The 19,818-nt window shown below is 56.1% G+C and carries 16 protein-coding genes and 2 tRNA genes; 14 read left to right on the forward strand and 4 right to left on the reverse strand.

The genetic code is table 11. The features are described from left to right. Positions 1–29: 29 nt before the first annotated feature. From rsmH to ileS, 11 genes are all read left to right on the forward strand, one after another. Positions 30–962, forward strand: a complete 933-nt coding sequence (rsmH, locus tag VSQ30_RS07130; protein ID WP_334463043.1) for a 16S rRNA (cytosine(1402)-N(4))-methyltransferase RsmH — start codon at positions 30–32, stop codon at positions 960–962. A 66-nt stretch (positions 963–1,028) separates the two neighbouring features. Next, on the forward strand, positions 1,029–1,559 hold the full coding sequence (locus VSQ30_RS07135; RefSeq protein WP_160641130.1) for a hypothetical protein: 531 nt from the start codon (positions 1,029–1,031) through the stop codon (positions 1,557–1,559). A 188-nt stretch (positions 1,560–1,747) separates the two neighbouring features. Beyond that, positions 1,748–4,018, forward strand: a complete 2,271-nt coding sequence (locus VSQ30_RS07140; protein WP_237076105.1) for a penicillin-binding transpeptidase domain-containing protein — start codon at positions 1,748–1,750, stop codon at positions 4,016–4,018. 52 nt (positions 4,019–4,070) lie between these two features. Further along, positions 4,071–5,072, forward strand: a complete 1,002-nt coding sequence (gene mraY / locus VSQ30_RS07145) for a phospho-N-acetylmuramoyl-pentapeptide-transferase (RefSeq protein ID WP_160641132.1) — start codon at positions 4,071–4,073, stop codon at positions 5,070–5,072. Between the two features lie 69 nt (positions 5,073–5,141). Beyond that, positions 5,142–6,404, forward strand: a complete 1,263-nt coding sequence (locus tag VSQ30_RS07150) for an FtsW/RodA/SpoVE family cell cycle protein (protein ID WP_237076106.1) — start codon at positions 5,142–5,144, stop codon at positions 6,402–6,404. 154 nt (positions 6,405–6,558) lie between these two features. Continuing rightward, positions 6,559–7,686, forward strand: a complete 1,128-nt coding sequence (gene murG / locus VSQ30_RS07155; protein ID WP_334463044.1) for an undecaprenyldiphospho-muramoylpentapeptide beta-N-acetylglucosaminyltransferase — start codon at positions 6,559–6,561, stop codon at positions 7,684–7,686. 10 nt (positions 7,687–7,696) lie between these two features. Then, positions 7,697–8,071 carry a DUF3795 domain-containing protein gene (locus VSQ30_RS07160; protein ID WP_334463045.1) on the forward strand — a complete coding sequence of 125 codons (375 nt, stop codon included), beginning with the start codon at positions 7,697–7,699 and terminating at the stop codon, positions 8,069–8,071. A 76-nt stretch (positions 8,072–8,147) separates the two neighbouring features. Next, the gene (murA, locus tag VSQ30_RS07165) at positions 8,148–9,395 is read left to right on the forward strand and encodes a UDP-N-acetylglucosamine 1-carboxyvinyltransferase (protein WP_334463048.1); all 1,248 of its coding nucleotides are present in this window, start codon (positions 8,148–8,150) and stop codon (positions 9,393–9,395) included. Between the two features lie 43 nt (positions 9,396–9,438). Beyond that, entirely contained in the window at positions 9,439–10,728 is a 1,290-nt protein-coding gene (locus VSQ30_RS07170) for a cell division protein FtsQ/DivIB (protein ID WP_160641136.1), read from the forward strand. A 19-nt stretch (positions 10,729–10,747) separates the two neighbouring features. Beyond that, positions 10,748–11,548: an alpha/beta fold hydrolase gene (locus tag VSQ30_RS07175; RefSeq protein ID WP_334463049.1), complete on the forward strand. Its 801-nt coding sequence runs from the start codon at positions 10,748–10,750 to the stop codon at positions 11,546–11,548. Between the two features lie 358 nt (positions 11,549–11,906). Continuing rightward, on the forward strand, positions 11,907–15,047 hold the full coding sequence (gene ileS / locus VSQ30_RS07180; RefSeq protein ID WP_334463052.1) for an isoleucine--tRNA ligase: 3,141 nt from the start codon (positions 11,907–11,909) through the stop codon (positions 15,045–15,047). A 348-nt stretch (positions 15,048–15,395) separates the two neighbouring features. On the opposite strand, the gene VSQ30_RS07185 is transcribed toward ileS, so the two are convergent. Then, positions 15,396–16,154: a 4Fe-4S binding protein gene (locus tag VSQ30_RS07185; protein ID WP_334463055.1), complete on the reverse strand. Its 759-nt coding sequence runs from the start codon at positions 16,152–16,154 to the stop codon at positions 15,396–15,398. Positions 16,155–16,280: 126 nt separating this feature from the next. On the opposite strand from VSQ30_RS07185, the gene VSQ30_RS07190 reads away from it, so the two are divergent. Beyond that, complete coding sequence (locus VSQ30_RS07190) at positions 16,281–16,724, forward strand: RrF2 family transcriptional regulator (RefSeq protein ID WP_334463056.1); 444 nt, start codon at positions 16,281–16,283, stop codon at positions 16,722–16,724. A 156-nt stretch (positions 16,725–16,880) separates the two neighbouring features. Here VSQ30_RS07190 and VSQ30_RS07195 read toward each other — a convergent pair whose 3' ends face one another. Then, positions 16,881–17,141: a hypothetical protein gene (locus VSQ30_RS07195; RefSeq protein WP_334463058.1), complete on the reverse strand. Its 261-nt coding sequence runs from the start codon at positions 17,139–17,141 to the stop codon at positions 16,881–16,883. 279 nt (positions 17,142–17,420) lie between these two features. Here VSQ30_RS07195 and VSQ30_RS07200 point away from each other — a divergent pair. Together VSQ30_RS07200 and VSQ30_RS07205 are read left to right on the forward strand one after the other, a co-directional pair. Next, positions 17,421–17,509, forward strand: a tRNA-Ser gene (locus tag VSQ30_RS07200). A gap of 40 nt (positions 17,510–17,549) precedes the next feature. Continuing rightward, positions 17,550–17,639 (forward strand) — tRNA-Ser (locus tag VSQ30_RS07205). 170 nt (positions 17,640–17,809) lie between these two features. Here VSQ30_RS07205 and VSQ30_RS07210 read toward each other — a convergent pair. Further along, complete coding sequence (locus VSQ30_RS07210; RefSeq protein ID WP_334463060.1) at positions 17,810–19,111, reverse strand: tyrosine-type recombinase/integrase; 1,302 nt, start codon at positions 19,109–19,111, stop codon at positions 17,810–17,812. Between the two features lie 105 nt (positions 19,112–19,216). Continuing rightward, positions 19,217–19,798: a hypothetical protein gene (locus VSQ30_RS07215; protein WP_334463062.1), complete on the reverse strand. Its 582-nt coding sequence runs from the start codon at positions 19,796–19,798 to the stop codon at positions 19,217–19,219. Between the last annotated feature and the right edge of the window lie 20 nt (positions 19,799–19,818).

The following is a 19,818-nucleotide window of genomic DNA, read 5'->3' on the forward strand; positions in this document are numbered from 1 at the left end:
GTGAACACGCTCTAAAACAGGAAGCATATATGGAATTTAACCACAAGCCCGTTTTATTTCGGGAAACTATAGAAGCTCTTCATATCCGCCCTGACGGCCTGTACATTGACGGCACCATGGGGGGAGGGGGGCACTCGGAGGCGATTCTCCAGCGCCTTGCAGGCGGACGGCTGCTGTCTATCGATCAGGATCCGGACGCTATCGCCGCAGGAGGGGAGAGGCTTGCAAAATATCCCCAGTCTACAGTGGCCCAGGGGAATTTCGCCCAGATGAAGGAACTGGCATGGAAGCATGGCATTGAAGCGGCAGACGGCATTTTGCTGGACATTGGCGTTTCTTCCCACCAGTTAGATGCCCCGGAGCGCGGTTTTTCCTATCATCACGACGCGCCCTTGGACATGCGCATGAGCCAGGCCGGCCTTTCCGCCAGGGATTTGGTGAACACCCTGCCCCGGGAGGAGCTTGCAAGGATTATTGCCCGGTATGGAGAGGATCGCAGTGCGGGGCGGATTGCGGCGGGCATCTGCAAGGCCCGGGAGCAGGGGGAGATTGCCACCACCCTGCAGCTTGCGGAGATTATCAAGGGTTCTGTCCCGGCGGCTGTGCGCAGGGCAGAAGGGCACCCGGCCCGGCGCACCTTCCAGGCGCTGCGCATTGCGGTGAACGGAGAGCTGGACAGGCTCCGGGAAGGGCTGGAGTCAGCCTTTGCACTGTTGGCCCCCAAGGGGCGGCTGGCGGTTATCACCTTCCACTCCCTGGAAGACCGGATGGTGAAGCGGGAAATGGCCCGTTGGTGCCAGGGATGCACCTGTCCTCCGGATTTCCCCGTGTGCGTGTGCGGGAAAAAGCCACAGGGGAGGCTGGTTTACAAAAAGGGGCTTAGCCCCTCGGCGGAAGAACTGCTGGAAAATCCCCGGGCCAGAAGCGCGAGGCTGCGGGTTTTTGAGAAAAACGGACAATAACAGGGGCGCGGCTCCTTTACTATAGAAGCGGTTCGGCTGGCAGAAAGCCAAAAGGAGGTGAGCGCCATGGCAAACTTTTCAGAAGCATATGATTTCGCCTTGTTCGAGGAACGGAGTGCGGCAGCGCCTGCTGTTGTGGAACAGCCGCAGCAGCAGCCCCGCAGGGAGCGCAAAGCCCGGGAGAATGTGGTGGAGCTGCCACAGGAGGGTACGCAAAAGCAGGTTAAGCCCAAGAGGCACGTGTTCCGGTTTGTGGTGTATTTCCTGTTCTCCAGCGTGGTTTTTATCACAGTGGTTTCCGTGGTGCAAAGCCAGGTGCTGCTTACAGAGCTTACCCAGGAAATAAACACAGTGACAGATGATCTTGCCAAGGCGGAGAGCGTGGAAATCCAGTTGAATATGCAGGCGGCCCTGCGGATGAACGACGCCCAGGTGGAGCAGTATGCTGCCGGGAAGCTGGGGATGAGCAAAATTTCCGGCACCCAGGTAACATACATCAACGTGGCCCGGGCCGACCAGGGCAGGGTGCTGCAGGATCTGGACGGCGGCTCGGTGCTGGACAAGCTTCTGGCCTCTTTAAGAAGCCTGTTTGCCTAAAGGAATTTGCTCCTGCGGGGTTATAGCGGGGGCTTGGCGGGAATAACAATAGTAACAGAAAAGCGGTGAAATGGGGGGAGATGCGGCCTGCCCCGCTTTTTCTTTATAGCGGCATGCTTGAAAACAGTACGGCTGAAAAATCCGGGCATAGGCCCTGAAAAGGACGGTGAAGGCGGATGCCAAAAGGAATGGCGGAGAAAATGCGCCATAAGGCCATGGGGCTGACGGCGGCGCTGGTGATAATAGGGTTTGGGGCGGCGGCTGTAAGCCTGTTCCACTGGCAGATTATGCGGGGGGAGGAGATGAAAACCGCGGCCATGGATCAGAGCCTGCGAAGCACCTCCCTGCCTGCCATGCGGGGATCTATTTACGACGCTACCGGCACCAAGGTGCTGGCCCAGAGCGCCAGCGTGTGGACAGTGGTGCTGGAACCCTACTTTATAGCGGGGGACGAGGAGCTGCGGCGCACCATAGCTTCCGGCCTTGCGCCCATACTGGATCTGGACGAGGAGGAGCTTTACCAGAAAACCGGGAAGAAAGACTCTTTCTATGAAGTGATAAAGCGCAAGATTGAATCTGACACCCGGGACGCGGTGAATAATTTCCTGCAAGAGCATGGGATTGACTCTGGCGTGCGGCTGATTGACGATTACAAGCGCTATTACCCCTACGGAACAGTGGCCTCCAACATCCTGGGCTTTACAGGCATGGACGGCAACGGCCTGGAGGGGCTGGAGCTTTATTATGACGACGAGCTTAGCGGCACGCCGGGCCGCATGGTTTCCGCCCGCAACGGCTGGAACCTGGATATGCCCTTTGAAAAGGAGCAGATGGTGCCGGCGGAGAATGGGTATGATTTGGTGCTCACCATTGACGAGACAGTGCAGAGCATTTTGAAAAAGTACCTGGCAGAGGGCATTGAAAAATACCAGGTGAAAAACGGCGCGGTGGCCATTATGATGGACGTGAAAACCGGCGGGGTTATCGGCCTTTCCACAAAGCCCGACTATGACCCCAACGATCCCTTTACAGTCCTGGATGAAAGTATGCTGGCGGATATTGAGGCTTTGCCGGACGATGAGCAGGATGAGGCCTACAGCGCCGCTTTGAACCGCCAGTGGCGCAACAAGGCTGTGGCGGATACGTATATCCCCGGCTCGGTGTTTAAAATGTGCGTAGGCTCCATGGGCCTGGAGGAAGGCGTGATTGAGGAGGCCAGCAGCTACACCTGCGATGGATCTGTGAAATTTGACGGCATGAAGGATCCCATTTCCTGCTGGAAACATGCGGGCCATGGCACTACCACCTTCCGGGAAGGGCTGTGCAACTCCTGCAACCCCTGGTTTATGCATATTGGCGGGCTTTTGGGGGCGGAAACCTTCTCCAAATACCGGGAAGCTTTTGGCTTTACGGAAAAGACAGGCATAGACCTGCCTGGTGAATCCTACAGTATCTACCACAGCACGGAAGCTTTAGGCCCGGTAGAGCTTGCCTGCGAATCTTTCGGGCAGAACTTTACCATCACCCCTGTGCAGATGATTACCGCAAGCTGCGTAATTGCCAACGGCGGATATCTGGTGCGGCCCCATGTGGTGGATCGCATTGTGGACGAGGAGGGGAACATTGTCAAGACGGCGGACACCACCTACCGCCGGCAGGTGATTTCGGAAAAGACAGCCTCCACCATTGCGGACATCCTCCGGCAGAACGCGGAGGTGGGAACGGCCAACGGCGGCTATGTGATGGGATACCGGGTGTGCGGTAAGACAGGCACCTCGGAAAAGGTGGATAAGCACAACCAGGACAGATCCAAGCCCATGGAATACATAGCCTCCTATTGCGGCTTTGCGCCGGCAGAGGATCCCCAGTATGCCCTGCTGGTGTTCTTTGACGAGCCTGGCGGGGACGATCTCCAGAACAACCAGACCGGCGGCAACGCGGTGGCAGGGCCTATCTTCTCTAAAATTATGGAGGAGGTGCTGCCTTACCTGGGGGTGGACGCCCAGTATACAGAGGACGAATATGAGCAGCTTGACATGGTGTCCCCCTCTGTTGCAGGCAAAACCCTGGAGGAAGCCTATAGCCTGCTGGAGGATATGGGCCTTACCTACAGCGTAATCGGCAGCGAGGACGGGGACGCGGTTATCACCCAGCAGATTCCTGAAAGCGGCGGGGCCGTACCCAAGGGCGGCAAGGTGGTACTGTACACTGAGGGCTATGACGAGGACAGCACCCTGGTGGAAGTGCCTGATTTCAGCGGCTATGACCTGGCAAACGCCATCTATGTTGCCAGCATTAACGGCCTGCAGGTAAGCGTCAAGGGCGCTTCCGTCAATGGCACCACTGTCAGCCTGCAAAGCATAGACCCAGGCGACAGAGTGAAGCTGGGAACGGTTATCACCCTGACATTCGTGGAAAATGTGGTGACAGACGTGCCCACAGTGGAGCTAGACGAGTAGCGCCATAGGGCAGGGGCAGCGAGAGGAAAAAAGAGGGAAGGCAGGATAAAACATGAACAACGTGATTTATTGCATGGCAGCGGTGCTGGGCTTCGGCGTAACGGCTTTCTTGGGCCGGTGGCTCATTCCCTTCCTGCACAAGCTGCATTTCGGGCAGACCATCCGGGAGATAGGCCCTAGCTGGCACAAGAACAAGCAGGGCACCCCCACCATGGGCGGGCTGATGTTCATAATCGGCATCACTGCCGCCATGGCGGTGTGCGTGCCTGCCGCCCGGGGCATGGGATACGGAGAGACGCTTCTCATGCAGGTGCGGGTGCTGGGGGGCCTTGCCATGGCCCTGGCCTATGGGGCCATTGGGTTTATGGATGACTATATCGGCGTGGTGAAAAAGCGGAACCTGGGGCTGACCGAGCGCCAGAAGCTGGTGCTGCAGTTTGCCGTGGCGGCGGCATACCTTGCCTCCCTGGCTCTGGCGGGAGACACAACAGCCACCACAATCCCCTTTATAGGCCAAATAGACTTAGGCCCTGGCTACTATATCCTGGCGGCCATTTTGCTGGTGGGGCTTACAAACGCGGTGAACTTTACCGATGGCGTAGACGGCCTGAACACCACTGTCACCTTCTTTGCCTTTTTAAGCCTGGCCCTGTGCGCGGGGTTCCTCTCCATGACAGGCCTTTCCGTCCTGGGCGTTGCGGCGGCGGCAGCCTGCATTGGCTTTCTCATGTGGAACTTCCACCCCGCCAAGGTTTTCATGGGCGACACAGGCTCCCTGTTTTTAGGCGGCATGGTGGGGGCCTTGGCCTTTGGGCTGGATATGCCCATCCTGCTGCTGCCCATCGGCTTAGTCTATTGGGCGGAAATCCTTTCCGTGGTGCTGCAGGTCACTTATTTCAAGTCTACCCACGGCAAGCGCCTGTTTAAAATGTCCCCCATCCACCACCACTTTGAAATATGCGGCTGGTCTGAGGTGAAAATATGCACAGTTTTTGGCTTGGTGTCCCTTTTAGGGGGAGCCGTTGCCTTCTGCTGTGTGCTGTGGGGCGTATAGCCCTGCCAGAGCCTGGACAGAATATAGCCATTAGAAGACAAAGCTACCTGATAGGAAGGAGGAATCCCCATGGCAGCAGAAGGCAGGACGGCCCGGGGCCTGAGAAGGGTGCCCCAGTCCGCGCCGCCCCCCAGGGAGCGGCAGAGGGGAGGGGAGCCTGGAGACAGGCCCCGGCAGCGCCGCACCCGGTTAAAGTTCAAGATTTTCTCCCTGGGGCAGGGCCTGGATATGCCCCTGTTCGTGTTTATCATGGTGCTGCTGGCTGTGGGGCTTGTGATGCTCTTTTCCGCAAGCTACGCGGACAGCTATTACCGCCAGGGGGACAGCTATTACTATATCAGCCGCCAGGGCGGCTTTGCCCTGGCAGGAACGGCGGCCATGCTGCTCATCTCCACCTTTGACTACCATCAGTTCCACAAGCTGGCCCTGCCCATTCTTGGCGTATCCGTGCTGCTGCTGATCATTGTGCTTGCCTTTAAAGGCACTTCCCTGGCGCCTGTGGAGGGTGTTGCCAACCGATGGCTGGATTTCGACCCCCTGCCCATCCGTTTCCAGCCTTCAGAGGTGGCGAAGTTTGCCCTTATTTTAATGTTTGCCCACCTTATTTCCCAAAACGCCGCCAGAATGCATACCTTCCGGTATGGCGTGGTGCCTTTTGTGGGCCTTATGGCCCTGATAGCCGGGCTTATTGCTTTGGAGCACCATCTTTCCGCCACCCTCATTATCCTTTTGCTGGGCGCTTCTTTGATGTTTGTAGGGGGAACGCGGGTGCGGTGGTTTGTCATTGGAGGCTCCATTATCCTTGCGGCCCTTATCCTGATGCTGGCCTTTGGCGGCAGCTATCAGACAGACCGCGTGGTGGGCTGGCTGGATCCCTTTAACGCGCCGGAGGGCGTGGACACCTACCAAACTCGGCAGTCTTTATACGCCATCGGCTCCGGCGGCTTTTTAGGCTTGGGACTGGGGCAGTCCCGGCAGAAATATTTATATCTGCCCGCCCCCCAGAACGATTTTATTTTCGCCATTGTCTGCGAGGAATTGGGCATGGTGGGGGCGCTGGTGATTATGGTGCTGTTCGGGATGCTGATTTGGCGGGGCGTATACGTTTCCTTAAAGGCCAAGGATCGCTTCGGGATGCTCCTGGGGCTGGGCATTACTTTCCAGATAGGCATACAGGCGGTGCTGAACATCTGCGTGGTGACAAACACCATCCCAAACACAGGCATCAGCCTGCCCTTTTTCAGCTACGGGGGCACAGCGCTTTTAATGCTGCTGGGGGAGATGGGAGTGCTTCTGAATATTTCCCGCAGTGCCAGCGTGGAAAAGACATAGAGCTTGCCGGTTTTAAGAATCGCACCGAGTGCAGGGGCAAAACCCTTGCGCCCGGTGCCCTTCCCATATTTTCGGGAACCAGGTATTGATTTATGGCCGGCTGGCCGTTACAATAAGGTGGAAAGCACATCACTTTTGAAAGGATCGTGGGGACATGAAAGTATTGTTTACAGGCGGCGGCACGGCAGGGCACATTAACCCGGCCCTGGCTGTGGCGGGATATCTGCGCAAAAAAGAGCCGGACACGGAAATCCTGTATGTGGGCAACCGGGGCGGTATGGAGGAACGGCTGGTGGCAAAGGCGGGGTATCCCATGCAGACCATCACCATCTCCGGCTTCCAGCGCAGGATAACCCCTAAAAACCTGATGCGCAACGCCCAGACTGTGGTGCGCATGTTCACTGCCAGCAGCGAGGCCCACCGCATTATCAAGGAGTTTGCCCCGGACGTGTGCGTGGGCACCGGCGGCTATGTAAGCGGCCCGGTGATACGGGAGGCCGCAAGGCTCCATATTCCCTGCGTCATCCATGAGTCCAACGCGTATCCCGGGGTGACCACCCGGATGCTGGCAAAATCTGTCCATGCGGTGATGCTGGCTGTGCCTGATGCCAAGAATTATTTCGACCACTCCGTAAACTGCATTGTCACCGGGAACCCTGTGCGGGGGGAGGTGCTCTCTGCCCAGCGGGAGGAGTCCCGCAAGGCCCTGGGGCTGGACGAGCGCCCCTTGGTGCTGTCCTTCGGGGGAAGCCTGGGAGCCTCTGCCCTAAACCGGGCCGCCGCTTGGATGCTGGCCCAGAGCGCGAAAAAAGGCGAGGTGCAGCATATCCATGGATACGGCACCCATGACGAAAAGTTTATGGATGAACTGCGGGAGTTTGGCTTTGACCAGGCCGCGAGCCCCCAGATACGCCTTTTGGAATACATCGACAACATGCCCCAGTGCCTTTCCGCCGCGGATCTGGTGATTGGCAGGGCCGGGGCCATGACCCTGACGGAGATAGAGGCTAAGGCAAAAGCTTCCATCCTGGTGCCCTCTCCCAATGTGGCGGAAAACCACCAGTTCCACAACGCCATGGCCCTGGTGCGCCGGGGTGCGGCGGAGATTATAGAGGAAAAGGACTTGACAGGGGAGGCTTTGTGGGCCAAGGTGGAGGAAATCCTGGCAGACCCCCAGCACCTGAAATCCCTGGGGGAAAACGCGGGGAAGCTGGAGATCCTGGACGCCAGCGAGCGGATTTACCGCACCATTAAGGCGGCCTGCGCGGCCGGGAAACAATAAGGAGAAGGCCATGGAGAAAATCACTCTCTGCGGGGACGACTGCCTTGCCTGCCCCCGCTATCAAGCCCGCACCCGGGAGGAGCAGGAAAAGGCCGCCGAACTGTGGTACCGGACAGGGATGCGGAACAGCGTTGTCCCGCCGGAGAAGATGGCCTGCACAGGCTGCTCCTCCCATAAGGAATGTACATACGGCTTAACGGACTGCACTAAGGCCCATGGCGTGGAAAAGTGCAGCCAGTGCGGGGCATTCCCCTGCGGGAAGATAGAGTCTGTGCTGGAGAAATCGGCAAAAATCCAGAAAAAATGCCGGGCCGTGTGCAGCCTGGCAGAGTATGCCGCCCTGGAGAAAGCCTTTTTCCATAAGGAAGAAAATCTGCGGAAATAGGGGCGGGCGCTTCGTCAATCACCGATTTGGGAACATTTCATATGATAGCGTATGCTAACAAATCGAGGTGTTCCCTATGATTATTATTGACGGCCCCGCGGAACTCTGCGGGGAAATCAGCATCCAGGGGGCCAAGAACAGCGCGCTGCCTATTTTGGCGGCAACGGTTCTGTGCAAGGGCCAAAGCGTGCTGCACAACTGCCCCGACCTGACGGACGTGGAAACGGCTGTACGCATTTTAGAGCACTTGGGATGCCGCTGCGCCCGGGAAGGCTCTGATCTGGTTGTGGACAACGCCATGACCGGCTGCGAGGTGCCCCAGGAGCTTATGCGGGAAATGCGATCGTCCATTGTGTTTTTGGGCGCCATTGTCTCCCGGTGCGGAGAGGCCAGGCTCTGCTTCCCCGGCGGCTGCGAACTGGGGCCGCGGCCCATTGACCTGCATATCTCCTCCCTGCAGAAGCTGGGGGTGGAGATTGAGGAAAAGGGCGGGTGCCTCCAGTGCCGGGCGCCGGGGGGCATCCAGGGGGCCTATGTGTCCCTTTCCTTCCCCAGTGTGGGCGCCACAGAAAACCTGATGCTGGCGGCGGTGTGCTCCAAGGGCACCACCATTATCGCAAACGCTGCCAGGGAGCCGGAAATCGCGGATCTCGCCGCCTATCTCAACCGCTGCGGCGGGCGCATTTACGGGGCGGGGGAGAGTTGCGTCATCATTGACGGGGTGAAGGAGCTTTTCGGCAGCGAGCACAGGATGATGCCCGACCGCATTGTTTCCGCCACCTACATGGCTGCGGCGGCAGTGACGGGCGGGAGCGTCACCCTGCGGGACGTGGATAACGCCCACATCCTGCCCATGCTTTCTCCCTTTGAAGAATCGGGCTGCGAGGTGCGGCAGATGGGCGGAAGCCTGAACATTATGGCCCCCCGCAGGCTTATGCCGGTAAAACATATCCGCACCATGCCATATCCCGGCTTTCCTACAGACGCCCAGCCAGTGGTAATGAGCATGGCGGCAGTGGGCAGCGGCACCAGCGTCTTTGTGGAAAACATATTTGAGAACCGCTACCGCCATGCAGAAGGCCTGCAGCGGCTGGGGGCGAAAATTAAGGTGGAAGGAAAGGTTGCCATTGTAGAGGGGGTGGACCGCCTGGCAGGCGCGCCGGTGGAGGCGTGGGATCTGCGGGGCGGGGCAGCCCTGGTGGTGGCGGGCCTTGCGGCCCGGGGCCGCACAGAAATTGAAGGGGTGGAATACATCCGCCGGGGCTATGAAGATATTGCCGGGAACCTTGCGCTTCTGGGGGCAAGGATCCGGGAGGCGGACTGAAATAAATCGCTTTTAGGATGTAAAAAAGAAAGGGGGAGCGGCTATGGCGCAGAACAGGAAGCCCAGGCGGGGGTTTTGGGATGGGGACGATTTTGTGGATATCCGCTCCCATTCAGACGGGGAAGTGCCTCAAAGGGCGCGGCCCCTGAAAGAAACCGGGAACCGCCGGCCCCGCTCCCAGCAAAGGCCCGCGCCCCCCGGCAGGCCCAGGCCTGCCGGGGACAGAGCGTCTGCCCAGGAGCGTCCTGTCCGTCCGCCTCAGCCAGGGGGAAGGCCTGCCCGCCCAGGCCAGCGCCCCCTGAAAGAGGCCGGGAACCGCCGGCCCCGCTCCCAGCAAAGACCCGCGCCTGCCCGTCCGCCCCAGCCAGGGGGAAGGCCTGTCCGCCCGGGCCAGCGCCCCCGGCCCGGGAAGGCTCCTGCCCCTAAGCGTCCGCCCCAGCCCCGCAAGCGCAGGCCTCCCATGAAAAAAGGCCTGCGCCGCCTGCTGATGCTGGGCGGAATATTTGTTATGCTGGCGGTTACCTGTGTGCTGGCAATCTCCCTGCTGTTTAAAATTTCTGAAATCACTGTTACCGGGGATGTGGTGTATCAGACAGAGGACATCCTGCGCCTGTGTGAATATGAGGTGGGGGATAATCTGTTTTTCATCACCACCAGCGACCGGGTGAAAAAGCTGAAAGCCCAGCTTCCCTACATTGCGGATGTGGAGATACGCCGCCACATTCCAGGCACCCTGGAAATCCACATCACAGGCACACAGGTGGCTTGCTGTGTTTTTTCAGAAGGCATGTGGCTTTATGTCAGCGGGGAAGGGAAAATATTGGAAACTCAGCCAGAGCCTCGGGAAGGCGTTATGCGCATTGAGGGGCTTGCACCCCAAAACCCCCAGGCGGGGGGGATGGTGCAGGTGGAGGATAAGGGCCTGCAGGAAGCCTATTCCACGATTCTGGAAAAAATTGTGGAATTGGGGGCCTGGGGGGAGTTCACCCGCCTGGACATCACAGACCCTTATAACATCACCTTGTGGTATCAGGACAGGGTGGAATGCAAGCTGGGCAACGCCGCAGAACTGGATTACAAGGTGCAGTTTGGCTATAAGCTTCTGCGGGAAGGCCATATAGGGGAGGATCAGACAGGGGTCTTAGACCTTTCCTATGCAGACGTGCGCCGGGCAGGGTTTACCTCCCAGCCTGTGGATCCTGCGGGGCAGGCTTCCCCGGCATCGGCTTCAGGCGGCGAATCACAGCCGGAGGAGGGAGAAAGCCCGGACAGCAGTACAGAAGAGGAATCCGGCGGCAGGGGGGACGATATCCCTGACGAACCTATAGGCTAGGGAAAGAAGGACAGGCGGCATGAAAACGATAACGTGTAAAAAAGATGGTACAAATTTGGATTGCGTGGTTTTTGGGAAGGGGGCGAAAACGCTCGTCCTAATCCCCGGCTTGAGCTTCCAGCGGGTGAAAGGCGCGGCGCTCCCCCTGGCTTATATGTACCGCGCTTTCACAAAAGGCTATACAGTATACGTTATGGATAAAAAGGATACTGTGCCGGACGGGTACACCATCAGGGATATGGCGGAGGATACCGCTTTTATGATGGAATACCTGCGCCTGTCCGCCGCAGATGTGGTGGGCGTGTCCCAAGGCGGCATGATAGCCCAGTATCTTGCGATACGCCATCCCGGCCTGGTGCATAAGCTGGTGCTTTGCGTTACCGCGTCCAGGATAAGCGAAACCATGGAAAAAGCTATAAACAGATGGATTTGGCTGGCGCGGGAAGGGGATTATGCGGGGCTTGTGGCTGATATGTTTGAGAAAATGTATTCAGAGGCGTATAGGAAAAAGAACAGGCGGCTGATCCCCCTCCTTTCCAGAATTGGCAGGCCCAAAGACTACAGCCGTTTTATTGCCCTTGCAGAAGCCTGCCTGACCTGCAACGCCTACCCGGAGCTGCATCAGATCTCCTGCCCCGCTTTTGTCATCGGCGGAAAAGAAGATCAGGTGGCTGCAGGCTCTGCGTCGGAAGAAATCGCCGGGAAGCTTTCCTGTGAAATCTATATGTATGAGGCCTTGGGCCATGCCGCCTATGAGGAAGCAAAGGATTTCAACCAGCGCATCCTCCGGTTTTTGCAGGAGCCCTGTTTTCGGCCTTGACTTGCCGGAAAAAATGGTGTACAATACCCCCAATAGGACGAAAGACTGTGACGGAGACAGGCGCGGCGGCGCGAAAATCCCAGAGAGCCGGCGGCAGGTGCAAGCCGGCATGAGTAGCCCGCAGGCGTATCCCTCCCAAGTCGCAAGCTGAAAAGGAAGGCGCGGTAGCGTTTCCCCAGTAAGCGCAGCCGGCTCCCCGCCGTTACCGGGGCGTGTATGTACGCAGGCGCGCAGCCTGTGCGATACGCCGAAATGGGTGGTACAGCGAAGGTTTTGCCCTCGTCCCGTTTGCGCGGGACGAGGGCTTTTTGCGTATCAGATGGCTTTCGGCAGAAATTTTGAAAGGAAGGCGGAAAAAATGAGCGAACTTTACAAGGCCGTTTCCCCGGACATGAATTTTGTGGAGCGGGAAAAGGCCACAGAGCAGTTCTGGCAGGAGCATAAAATTTTTGAAAAGAGCGTGGAGCAGCGGAAGGGATGCCCCGCTTACACTTTCTACGACGGGCCTCCCACTGCAAACGGCAGGCCTCATATCGGGCACTTGGAAACCCGGGCCTTTAAGGACATGTTCCCCCGGTACCACACCATGAAAGGGGAGCAGGTGCTGCGCAAGGCCGGATGGGATACCCATGGCCTGCCTGTGGAGCTGGAGGTGGAAAAGCTTCTGTCTATCAACGGCAAGGAGCAGATTGAGGAATATGGCATTGCCCCTTTTATCGACAAGTGCAAGGAGAGCGTATGGAAATATAAGGGCATGTGGGAAGATTTCTCCCGCACCGTAGGCTTCTGGGCAGACATGGATGATCCTTACGTCACCTACCACAACAGCTTTATTGAGTCAGAGTGGTGGGCCTTAAAGCAGATTTGGGACAAGGGCCTGCTGTACAAAGGCTTCAAAATTGTGCCCTACTGCCCCCGCTGCGGCACACCCCTTTCCTCCCATGAGGTGGCCCAGGGTTATAAGGACGTGAAGGAACGCTCGGCTATTGCCAAGTTCAAGGTGAAGGGGGAGGACGCCTTCATTCTGGCCTGGACCACTACCCCCTGGACGCTGCCCTCCAACGTGGCCCTGTGCGTGAATGCCGGGGAGGATTATGTAAAGGTAAGCTATGCGAAAGAGGATAAGGCTGAAACCTACTACCTGGCCGCGGCCCTGTGCGACACAGTGCTGGGAGAGGGGAAGTATACTGTGCTGGAGCAGTATAAGGGAGCTGACCTGGAGCACAAGGAATATGAGCCGCTGTTTGACTTTGTGACCCCCAAGGAAAAGTGCTGGTATGTGGTGTGCGATGATTATGTCACCCTCACCGACGGCACCGGCGTGGTACACATTGCCCCGGCCTTTGGCGAGGATGACGCCAAGGTGGGCCGCAGATATGGCCTGCCCTTAGTGCAGCTTGTGGACACAAAGGGCCAGATGACAGAAGAAACCAAATGGGCAGGGGTTTTCTGCAAGGATGCGGACAAGGAAATTCTGGTGGACTTAGACAAGCGTGGCCTGCTCTATTCCGCGCCGAAATTCGAGCACAGCTATCCCTTCTGCTGGCGCTGCGATACGCCCCTCATCTATTATGCCCGGGAGTCTTGGTATATCAAGATGACCGACGTGAAAGAGCAGCTTATCGCAAACAACAACACAGTGAACTGGCTGCCGGAGAGCATCGGCAAGGGCCGCTTCGGAGACTGGCTGGAAAACGTCCAGGACTGGGCTGTCAGCCGCAACCGCTATTGGGGCACGCCTCTCAATATCTGGGAGTGCCAGTGCGGCCACCGTCACGCTGTGGGCAGCATTGCGGAATTGAGGGAACTGTCGCCTAACTGTCCGGAGGACATCGAGCTGCACAGGCCCTATGTAGACGAGGTGACCATCCCTTGCCCCCACTGCGGCGGGGAGATGCACCGGGTGCCTGAGGTTATCGACTGCTGGTTTGATTCCGGCTCCATGCCTTTTGCCCAGTATCACTATCCCTTTGAGAACAAGGAGCTGTTTGAAAGCCAGTTCCCGGCAAACTTCATTTCCGAGGCTGTTGACCAGACCCGGGGATGGTTCTACTCCCTCTTGGCCATCTCCACGCTTCTGTTTGACAAGGCCCCTTATAAAAACGTGCTGGTGATGGGCCTGGTGCAGGACGAGGAAGGCAAGAAGATGAGCAAGTCCAAGGGCAACGCTGTAGAGCCTATGGAGGCCCTGGAGTCCTTTGGCGCAGACAGCCTGCGCTGGTTCTTCTACACCTGTTCGGCCCCCTGGCTGCCCAAAAATTTCAGCAAAAAAACAGTGGTGGAGGGCCAGAAAAAGTTCTTCTCCACCCTGTGGAACACCTACGCTTTCTATGTGCTGTACGCGAACATTGACAGCTTTAACCCTGTAAAGCACAGCCTGGATACATGCGCCCTCACCGTTATGGACAAGTGGCTTTTGTCCCGGCTGCACTCCACCATCAAAGAGGTGGACGGGTGCCTTGCCGCCTATAAGGTGCCGGAAGCAGCAAGGGCCTTGCAGGACTTTGTGGACGAAATGAGCAACTGGTATGTCCGTCGCAGCCGCGCCCGGTTCTGGGCACAGGGGGAACTGGAGGACAAAACTGCCGCCTACATGACCCTGTACACAGCCCTGGTGGAAACGGCAAAGCTTTGCGCGCCTATGGCCCCCTTTATGAGCGAGGAAATTTACCGCAACCTGGTGTGCTCTGTAGACCCCGCCGCCCCGGAAAGCGTGCATCTGTGCGCCTATCCAGCCGCAAAGGAAAGCTGGGTGGACGAAAAGCTGGAGCAGGACATGGACGAGGTGCTGAAGGTGGTCACCCAGGGCCGGGCCGCCCGGAACCTTTCCGGTATTAAAAACCGCCAGCCCCTGCAAAAGCTGTATACAGACGCGCCCTCCGGCCTGGGAGAGCTGTACCAGGATATTATCAAACAGGAATTGAACGTGAAGGAACTGGAATTCCTCAGCGATATGTCAGCCTTCGCCGCCTACACCTTCAAGCCCCAGCTAAAGCTTTTGGGCAAGAAATTCGGCAAGCGCCTGGGAGAATTGCGGGAAGCCCTGCAGAACCTGGACGGCTCCGCCGCCAAGAAGCAGCTTGACAATGAGGGCTTTGTGGCGGTGCCCATGGCTGACGGGGAGGTACAGCTTACCGCGGAGGAACTGCTTATTGACGCTGCCCAGAAGGAGGGCTTCACCTCTGTTTCCGACAGGGGCCTCACTGTGGTGCTGGACACGGCCCTGACAGAGGAACTTATCGAGGAGGGCTTTGTGCGGGAAATTGTCTCAAAACTCCAGTCCATGCGCAAGGACGCAGGTTTCCATGTCACCGATCACATTGAGGTGTACCAGCAGGGGAGTGAGAAGGTTGCCGCTGTGCTGCAGGCCAATGAAAGCGCCATCCTTTCCGATGTGCTGGGGGAGGCCTGCCATTATGGCGCCCTGGAAGGCTACACCGCAGAATGGGATATTAACGGCGAGGCTGTCACCCTGGGCGTGCGCCGGGTGGAAAAATAACAGGCTGTCCGCCTAAAACAAAGAGGAAATTTTGAAACAGGAAGCATCCCCGCTTGGCAGGCAGGGAATGCTTCCTGTTTTTATAGTCCCTGCGGTTGAAAAGGGCAAAACTTTTTCAGGCAGGCGGGATCGTCTTGCTGGCATCATGGGGGTCGTAGTATTGGAATGTATGCAGTTCCGGGCAAGCTGTTTTTTCATATTCCGGCAGATATGCCTTTTCCTTACGGTTCAGATACCGATCGCTTTTCCTGGCAGTCCCGGACTTCTTTGTTGATGCCGGGCTTCTATGGGTATCATCTCCAAGTGAAAATAAGACCGGCAGACCTTCCTGGCCTGCCGGTTAGAAATTTAGATGTACAATTCGCATTCTTTTCTGATGGAACACGCTTTTTTGATTGCTGCCGCCGCTACCGAAACGATGGTGCTGTTGACCTTCCGTGCTCCATGGGGACATTGCACAACACAGCGCATACAAGAAACACATTTTTTTCCATCTGTTGTTTGCGGGTCATCCCGGCTGATCGCCTGGGCCGGACATTGGACGGCGCACACTCCGCACCGGATACATTCTTTTCCGGCCTTGGGAACCAAACCTGCCCCGCCCGCCTTTTTGTAGGGGCGGTTGCCTGGAACCGCTGGAGATGATTCCTCCTGGCTGTTATTGAATTTCTCCCAGATCGTGCGGGAAAAGTTCCGAAGCGTTTCCATGTCTTTTGTATCAGGCCGTCCGGCGGCATATTGGTGCATGATGGAATGCTCAGCTATGGCAGCGACAGCGGCAAAGACCTGAAACCCCTGCTTTTCCGCAATATCCTGCATTTCCACAAGGGTATCCTCATAGGCCCGGTTGCCGTAAACGCAGCACAGGACGCAGCGGGCACTGTTTCCCCGCATCTTCGTTAACCGCTGGGCCGCAAGCTCCGGTACCCGTCCACCACAGGACGGGACAGCGATCAATACCAAGTCCTCCTTTTGGGAAGCACGATCGGCCAGCGCCGGGTCTGTCAGGTCTATGGTTTCTACACCCAGCCCCCATGGGTCGGTGATCGCTTTCGCGGCCCGCATGGTTCCCCCGGTGGGGCTGAAAATCAACTGTACGCAATTCATAAAGATCTTTCCTCCTGTAATATTTAAAGTTACAGCTTATACTATACCGCTCATCTGCTGTAAAGTCAATATTTACAGCAGGATTTTTTTGTGGTATTCTGCTTGTATACACAAGGGGGATCAATCATGCGAATCAACACAAAATGTTCGATTGCCGTTCACTGCCTGCTGTTTTTACACGAATACGGCGAAACGCAGCGGGTGACCAGCGGAATACTGGCGCTGTCCACCGGCTGCAATCCGGTGGTGATCCGCAATCTGATAAGCGCTTTGAAAAAGGCTGGGATCGTAGAGGTTGCAGGGGGAAAAGGCGGTACGAGATTGTGCCGGTCACCGGAGGAGATCACGCTTTATCAGATCTATGAAGCTGTCGATCCGGGGTGTCTGGACAATTTGGTGGGCATCCATCCGCTGCCCTCGGCTCTGTGTCCCATCGGACGAAATATCCGTACTGTCCTGGCTGTTCCTTATGGAAAACTTCAGGCGGATGTGAGAAAAAGTTTGGAATCCAGTACACTGGCGGATATTGTAGCGGAATATCGAAACGCGCAGGGGCAGGAAGGCCAATAGATGAAAGAATCGGCGGACAGACCGTTGCAAGGTTCGCCCGTCTATGACCAAGATGCCACAAACTACTCAGAGGAGGGTGTGGCAAGGATGTTTATGATTTTAGGGCGTGTTCACATAAGATGCGTATGTGGATTTTTGAGCAGGTTTTTGGCAGATTCAGGTCAAAAATTTGTGGATGTACTTGTGTGCCTCAACACTTTTTGGCGAAGAATATGACAAAAAAACGCCCAAAAGACGCTTGCAAGCGCTTATGTGAACACGCCTTAGATTAACCCGTTCCCAGTCCCGCACCCGCTTATGGCGGATCCCAAATCTCTCTGCTGTTTCCCGATAACTGAGCTTTTCTTTTCGCATCGTTTCCACCACCAGTTTTTTGAATCCTGGTGTGTATTTCTTGTTTGGAACCCTTTTAGGCATTACAAATCACCCCGCTTGTTATTCAGTATCCCATACTGTCTAACAAATGGAGTGAAGTTCAACTCCTGCAAAGGTGTTTTGTTGGCTTCTTTTATAAATTATTGCTGGGATTTCTGATGGTTTGGCCTATGAAGACAAAAATGTGCTAAACGCAGTCCTTGCCTCAAGCGCCAGGGATGCCTGCTTTTTTCAAGATATCTGGCAAACGTAAAAAAATGTAAAAAAACTATTGACATTCAGGTGCCAGATATGATATAATATTTTACGCACTAAGGACACGGAGAGGTGTCCGAGTGGTTTAAGGAGCTAGTCTTGAAAACTAGTGATCCCGCAAGGGACCAAGAGTTCGAATCTCTTCCTCTCCGCCAATTTGTTAATCCTTATAGATTTATCATATAGTTTCACCTTGGAGAAGTACCCAAGTGGTGAAGGGGCTCCCCTGCTAAGGGAGTAGGTCGGGAAACTGGCGCGAGGGTTCAAATCCCTCCTTCTCCGCCATCCTAGGAAAACCAAAAAGATATTTGGGCAAAAAACCGCGTAACCACGCGGTTTTTTGCTGTTTATTCCTACACCCCGCGAAAACACTGGATTTATGCGGGATAAAGCCCTATTTTCTCCCTTTTGCCCCTCATTTTGTCCCTTATTAACTTCCCATAAGGGACACTTTCTTACTCCCCACTCGCCAGCTTGTCCAACAGCCTGGCGGTCGCTCTCTTGGAATCCCTTTCAGCATGGGCGTAGACATTCATGGTTGTACGAATGTCAGCGTGCCCCAGCAGCTCTTGTACATCCTTGGGGGTCGCGCCGTTTGCCAGCAGGTTACTTGTATAAGTGTGGCGAAGCTGATGGAAGTGGAAATGTCCCAGGCCAGACAGCGACTTACTCAAATCCTGGCAGAGACTTGTAATGGTAGATTGGCGCTGGTACTCACCATCGTGCCGCACACATACAAGGTTGATGGGGATATACCCCTTCGGCGGGGCCTCATTCTGGCTAAGCGTCCGCAGGTCGTTATACGTCCGGTTGCGGTCAACCGTCCTTTGGACATAATTGACCTTGTACATGGGGCCGTACCGCAGGCTCTCCCGGGCCTGCGCCATTTTCGCCCGGCGGAGGATTTCGGCCAGCGTGTCGCCGAAGTCCACTGTCCGGGTTTTCTTTGTCTTTGTGGGGCCGAGAGAGGTGGCCTTGCGCGAACTGCTATAGCTTAGGCTCCGGCATATTGTCATACACTGCTTTTCCAGGTCGATGTCCTCCCAGGCAAGGCCCAAAACCTCTCCCAGCCGCAAGCCTGCGTAATACGAGATTTGCACCGCTAACAGACAGGGGTTACCCCGCTTGCGGAGATAATCTGTGAGGATTCGGTACTGCTCCAGGCTCAAGACCTGGCCTGCGTCCTGGCTTTCACCATTTTGGAAGATATCACAGTCTGCGGGCTTTGTGCGTTTCACAACGTAGTCCATAGGGTTTGCGGTCAAAATGCGCTTAGAGTAGATGGCGAATTTGAAAACCTTGTGGAGCATAGCCATGTACACATTCACCGTCCCGCTGGCTATGGGCTTCGCCTGTGCCCCGTTTGGGTCCGTCCCGCCAAAGCTGAGGAAGTCTATGTAGGCTTGCAGTTGGCTGGACGTGACAGCTTTCAGCTTGCGCTGGGCCAAAGGGTGCCACTTGATTTTGTTCGCCTTGGTCATGTACTGATGCACGGTCCCGTTGGCAAGGGAGCTGGGCTTTAAGCCCTCTTCAAGCCACATGTCGATGACCTCTGCCAATGTCAGATTGGAATTCTGGGCTATGACCAATTTGCTCTCATATTCCTCCATGGCTTTGCGCAGCATCCGCTCCGTTTCCGCCTTGCTCTCTGTACCGGCCCTCTCAATCTGCTTCGGCTTGCCGTCCTCGCCGGTAATATAGAATCGATAGTACCATTTCTTGCGGCCCTTTTTCTTGCTTACAGAGCCCTTTGCCATATTAAAAACTCCTTTCATATGGCAAGCGGCGCTGCTGCGGTGGCTGGTTTCCAGTATACCGGAAATCCACGCCCCTGTCAACAGCGCCTCCTACCTCAATGGAATTTACAGCTTACTTACAACCTGGGCATATTGGGATTCACATCCGTATTCATCCGGGTCGAACTCTTCCTCTTCCTCGAATACTTCCCAAAAATCCGGGTCGGTTTCTTTCAGAGCCTTTTCAACAAAAAGCGTCATATTGTCATACCCGAAGTCCACAAAGCGGGGAACCCATATGCACACAAATTCCTGTATCCTGTCCATCACGCCCTCTTGGCTTTGTTCAAGAATTTCCTGGTCCAGCCGCACCCAAAGGTATGACGTCATGGAAGAAGCCGCCTGCATCAATTGAACGCTTTTTGGGAAAATAAGGAAAGCGTCGCCCGTTACATGAAAGTCGGGGGGATACGCAATATTACATTCGTCGTCAGCTTTATAAAAGCCGTATTTTTCCCATAGAGTCTTCGGAATATTTTTCAGAGCGTCATCCCAGGTAATTCCGTCTTGAGTATGGTGTGTTTGCTTGAGGTAGTCGGACGCCAGAGTTTTCATTTTGTCCATAAACTCCTCCATAGGAAAGCTGACGCGGAAATAGCGCTCGCTTACGTGTGCCGCCATATAGACGGCGAGAATAATTAACGGCATGATTATGCCTCCATTCTTAT

It is taken from the genome of Acutalibacter sp. JLR.KK004, assembly GCF_036941085.1.
Taxonomy (GTDB): Bacteria; Bacillota; Clostridia; order Oscillospirales; family Acutalibacteraceae; genus Acutalibacter.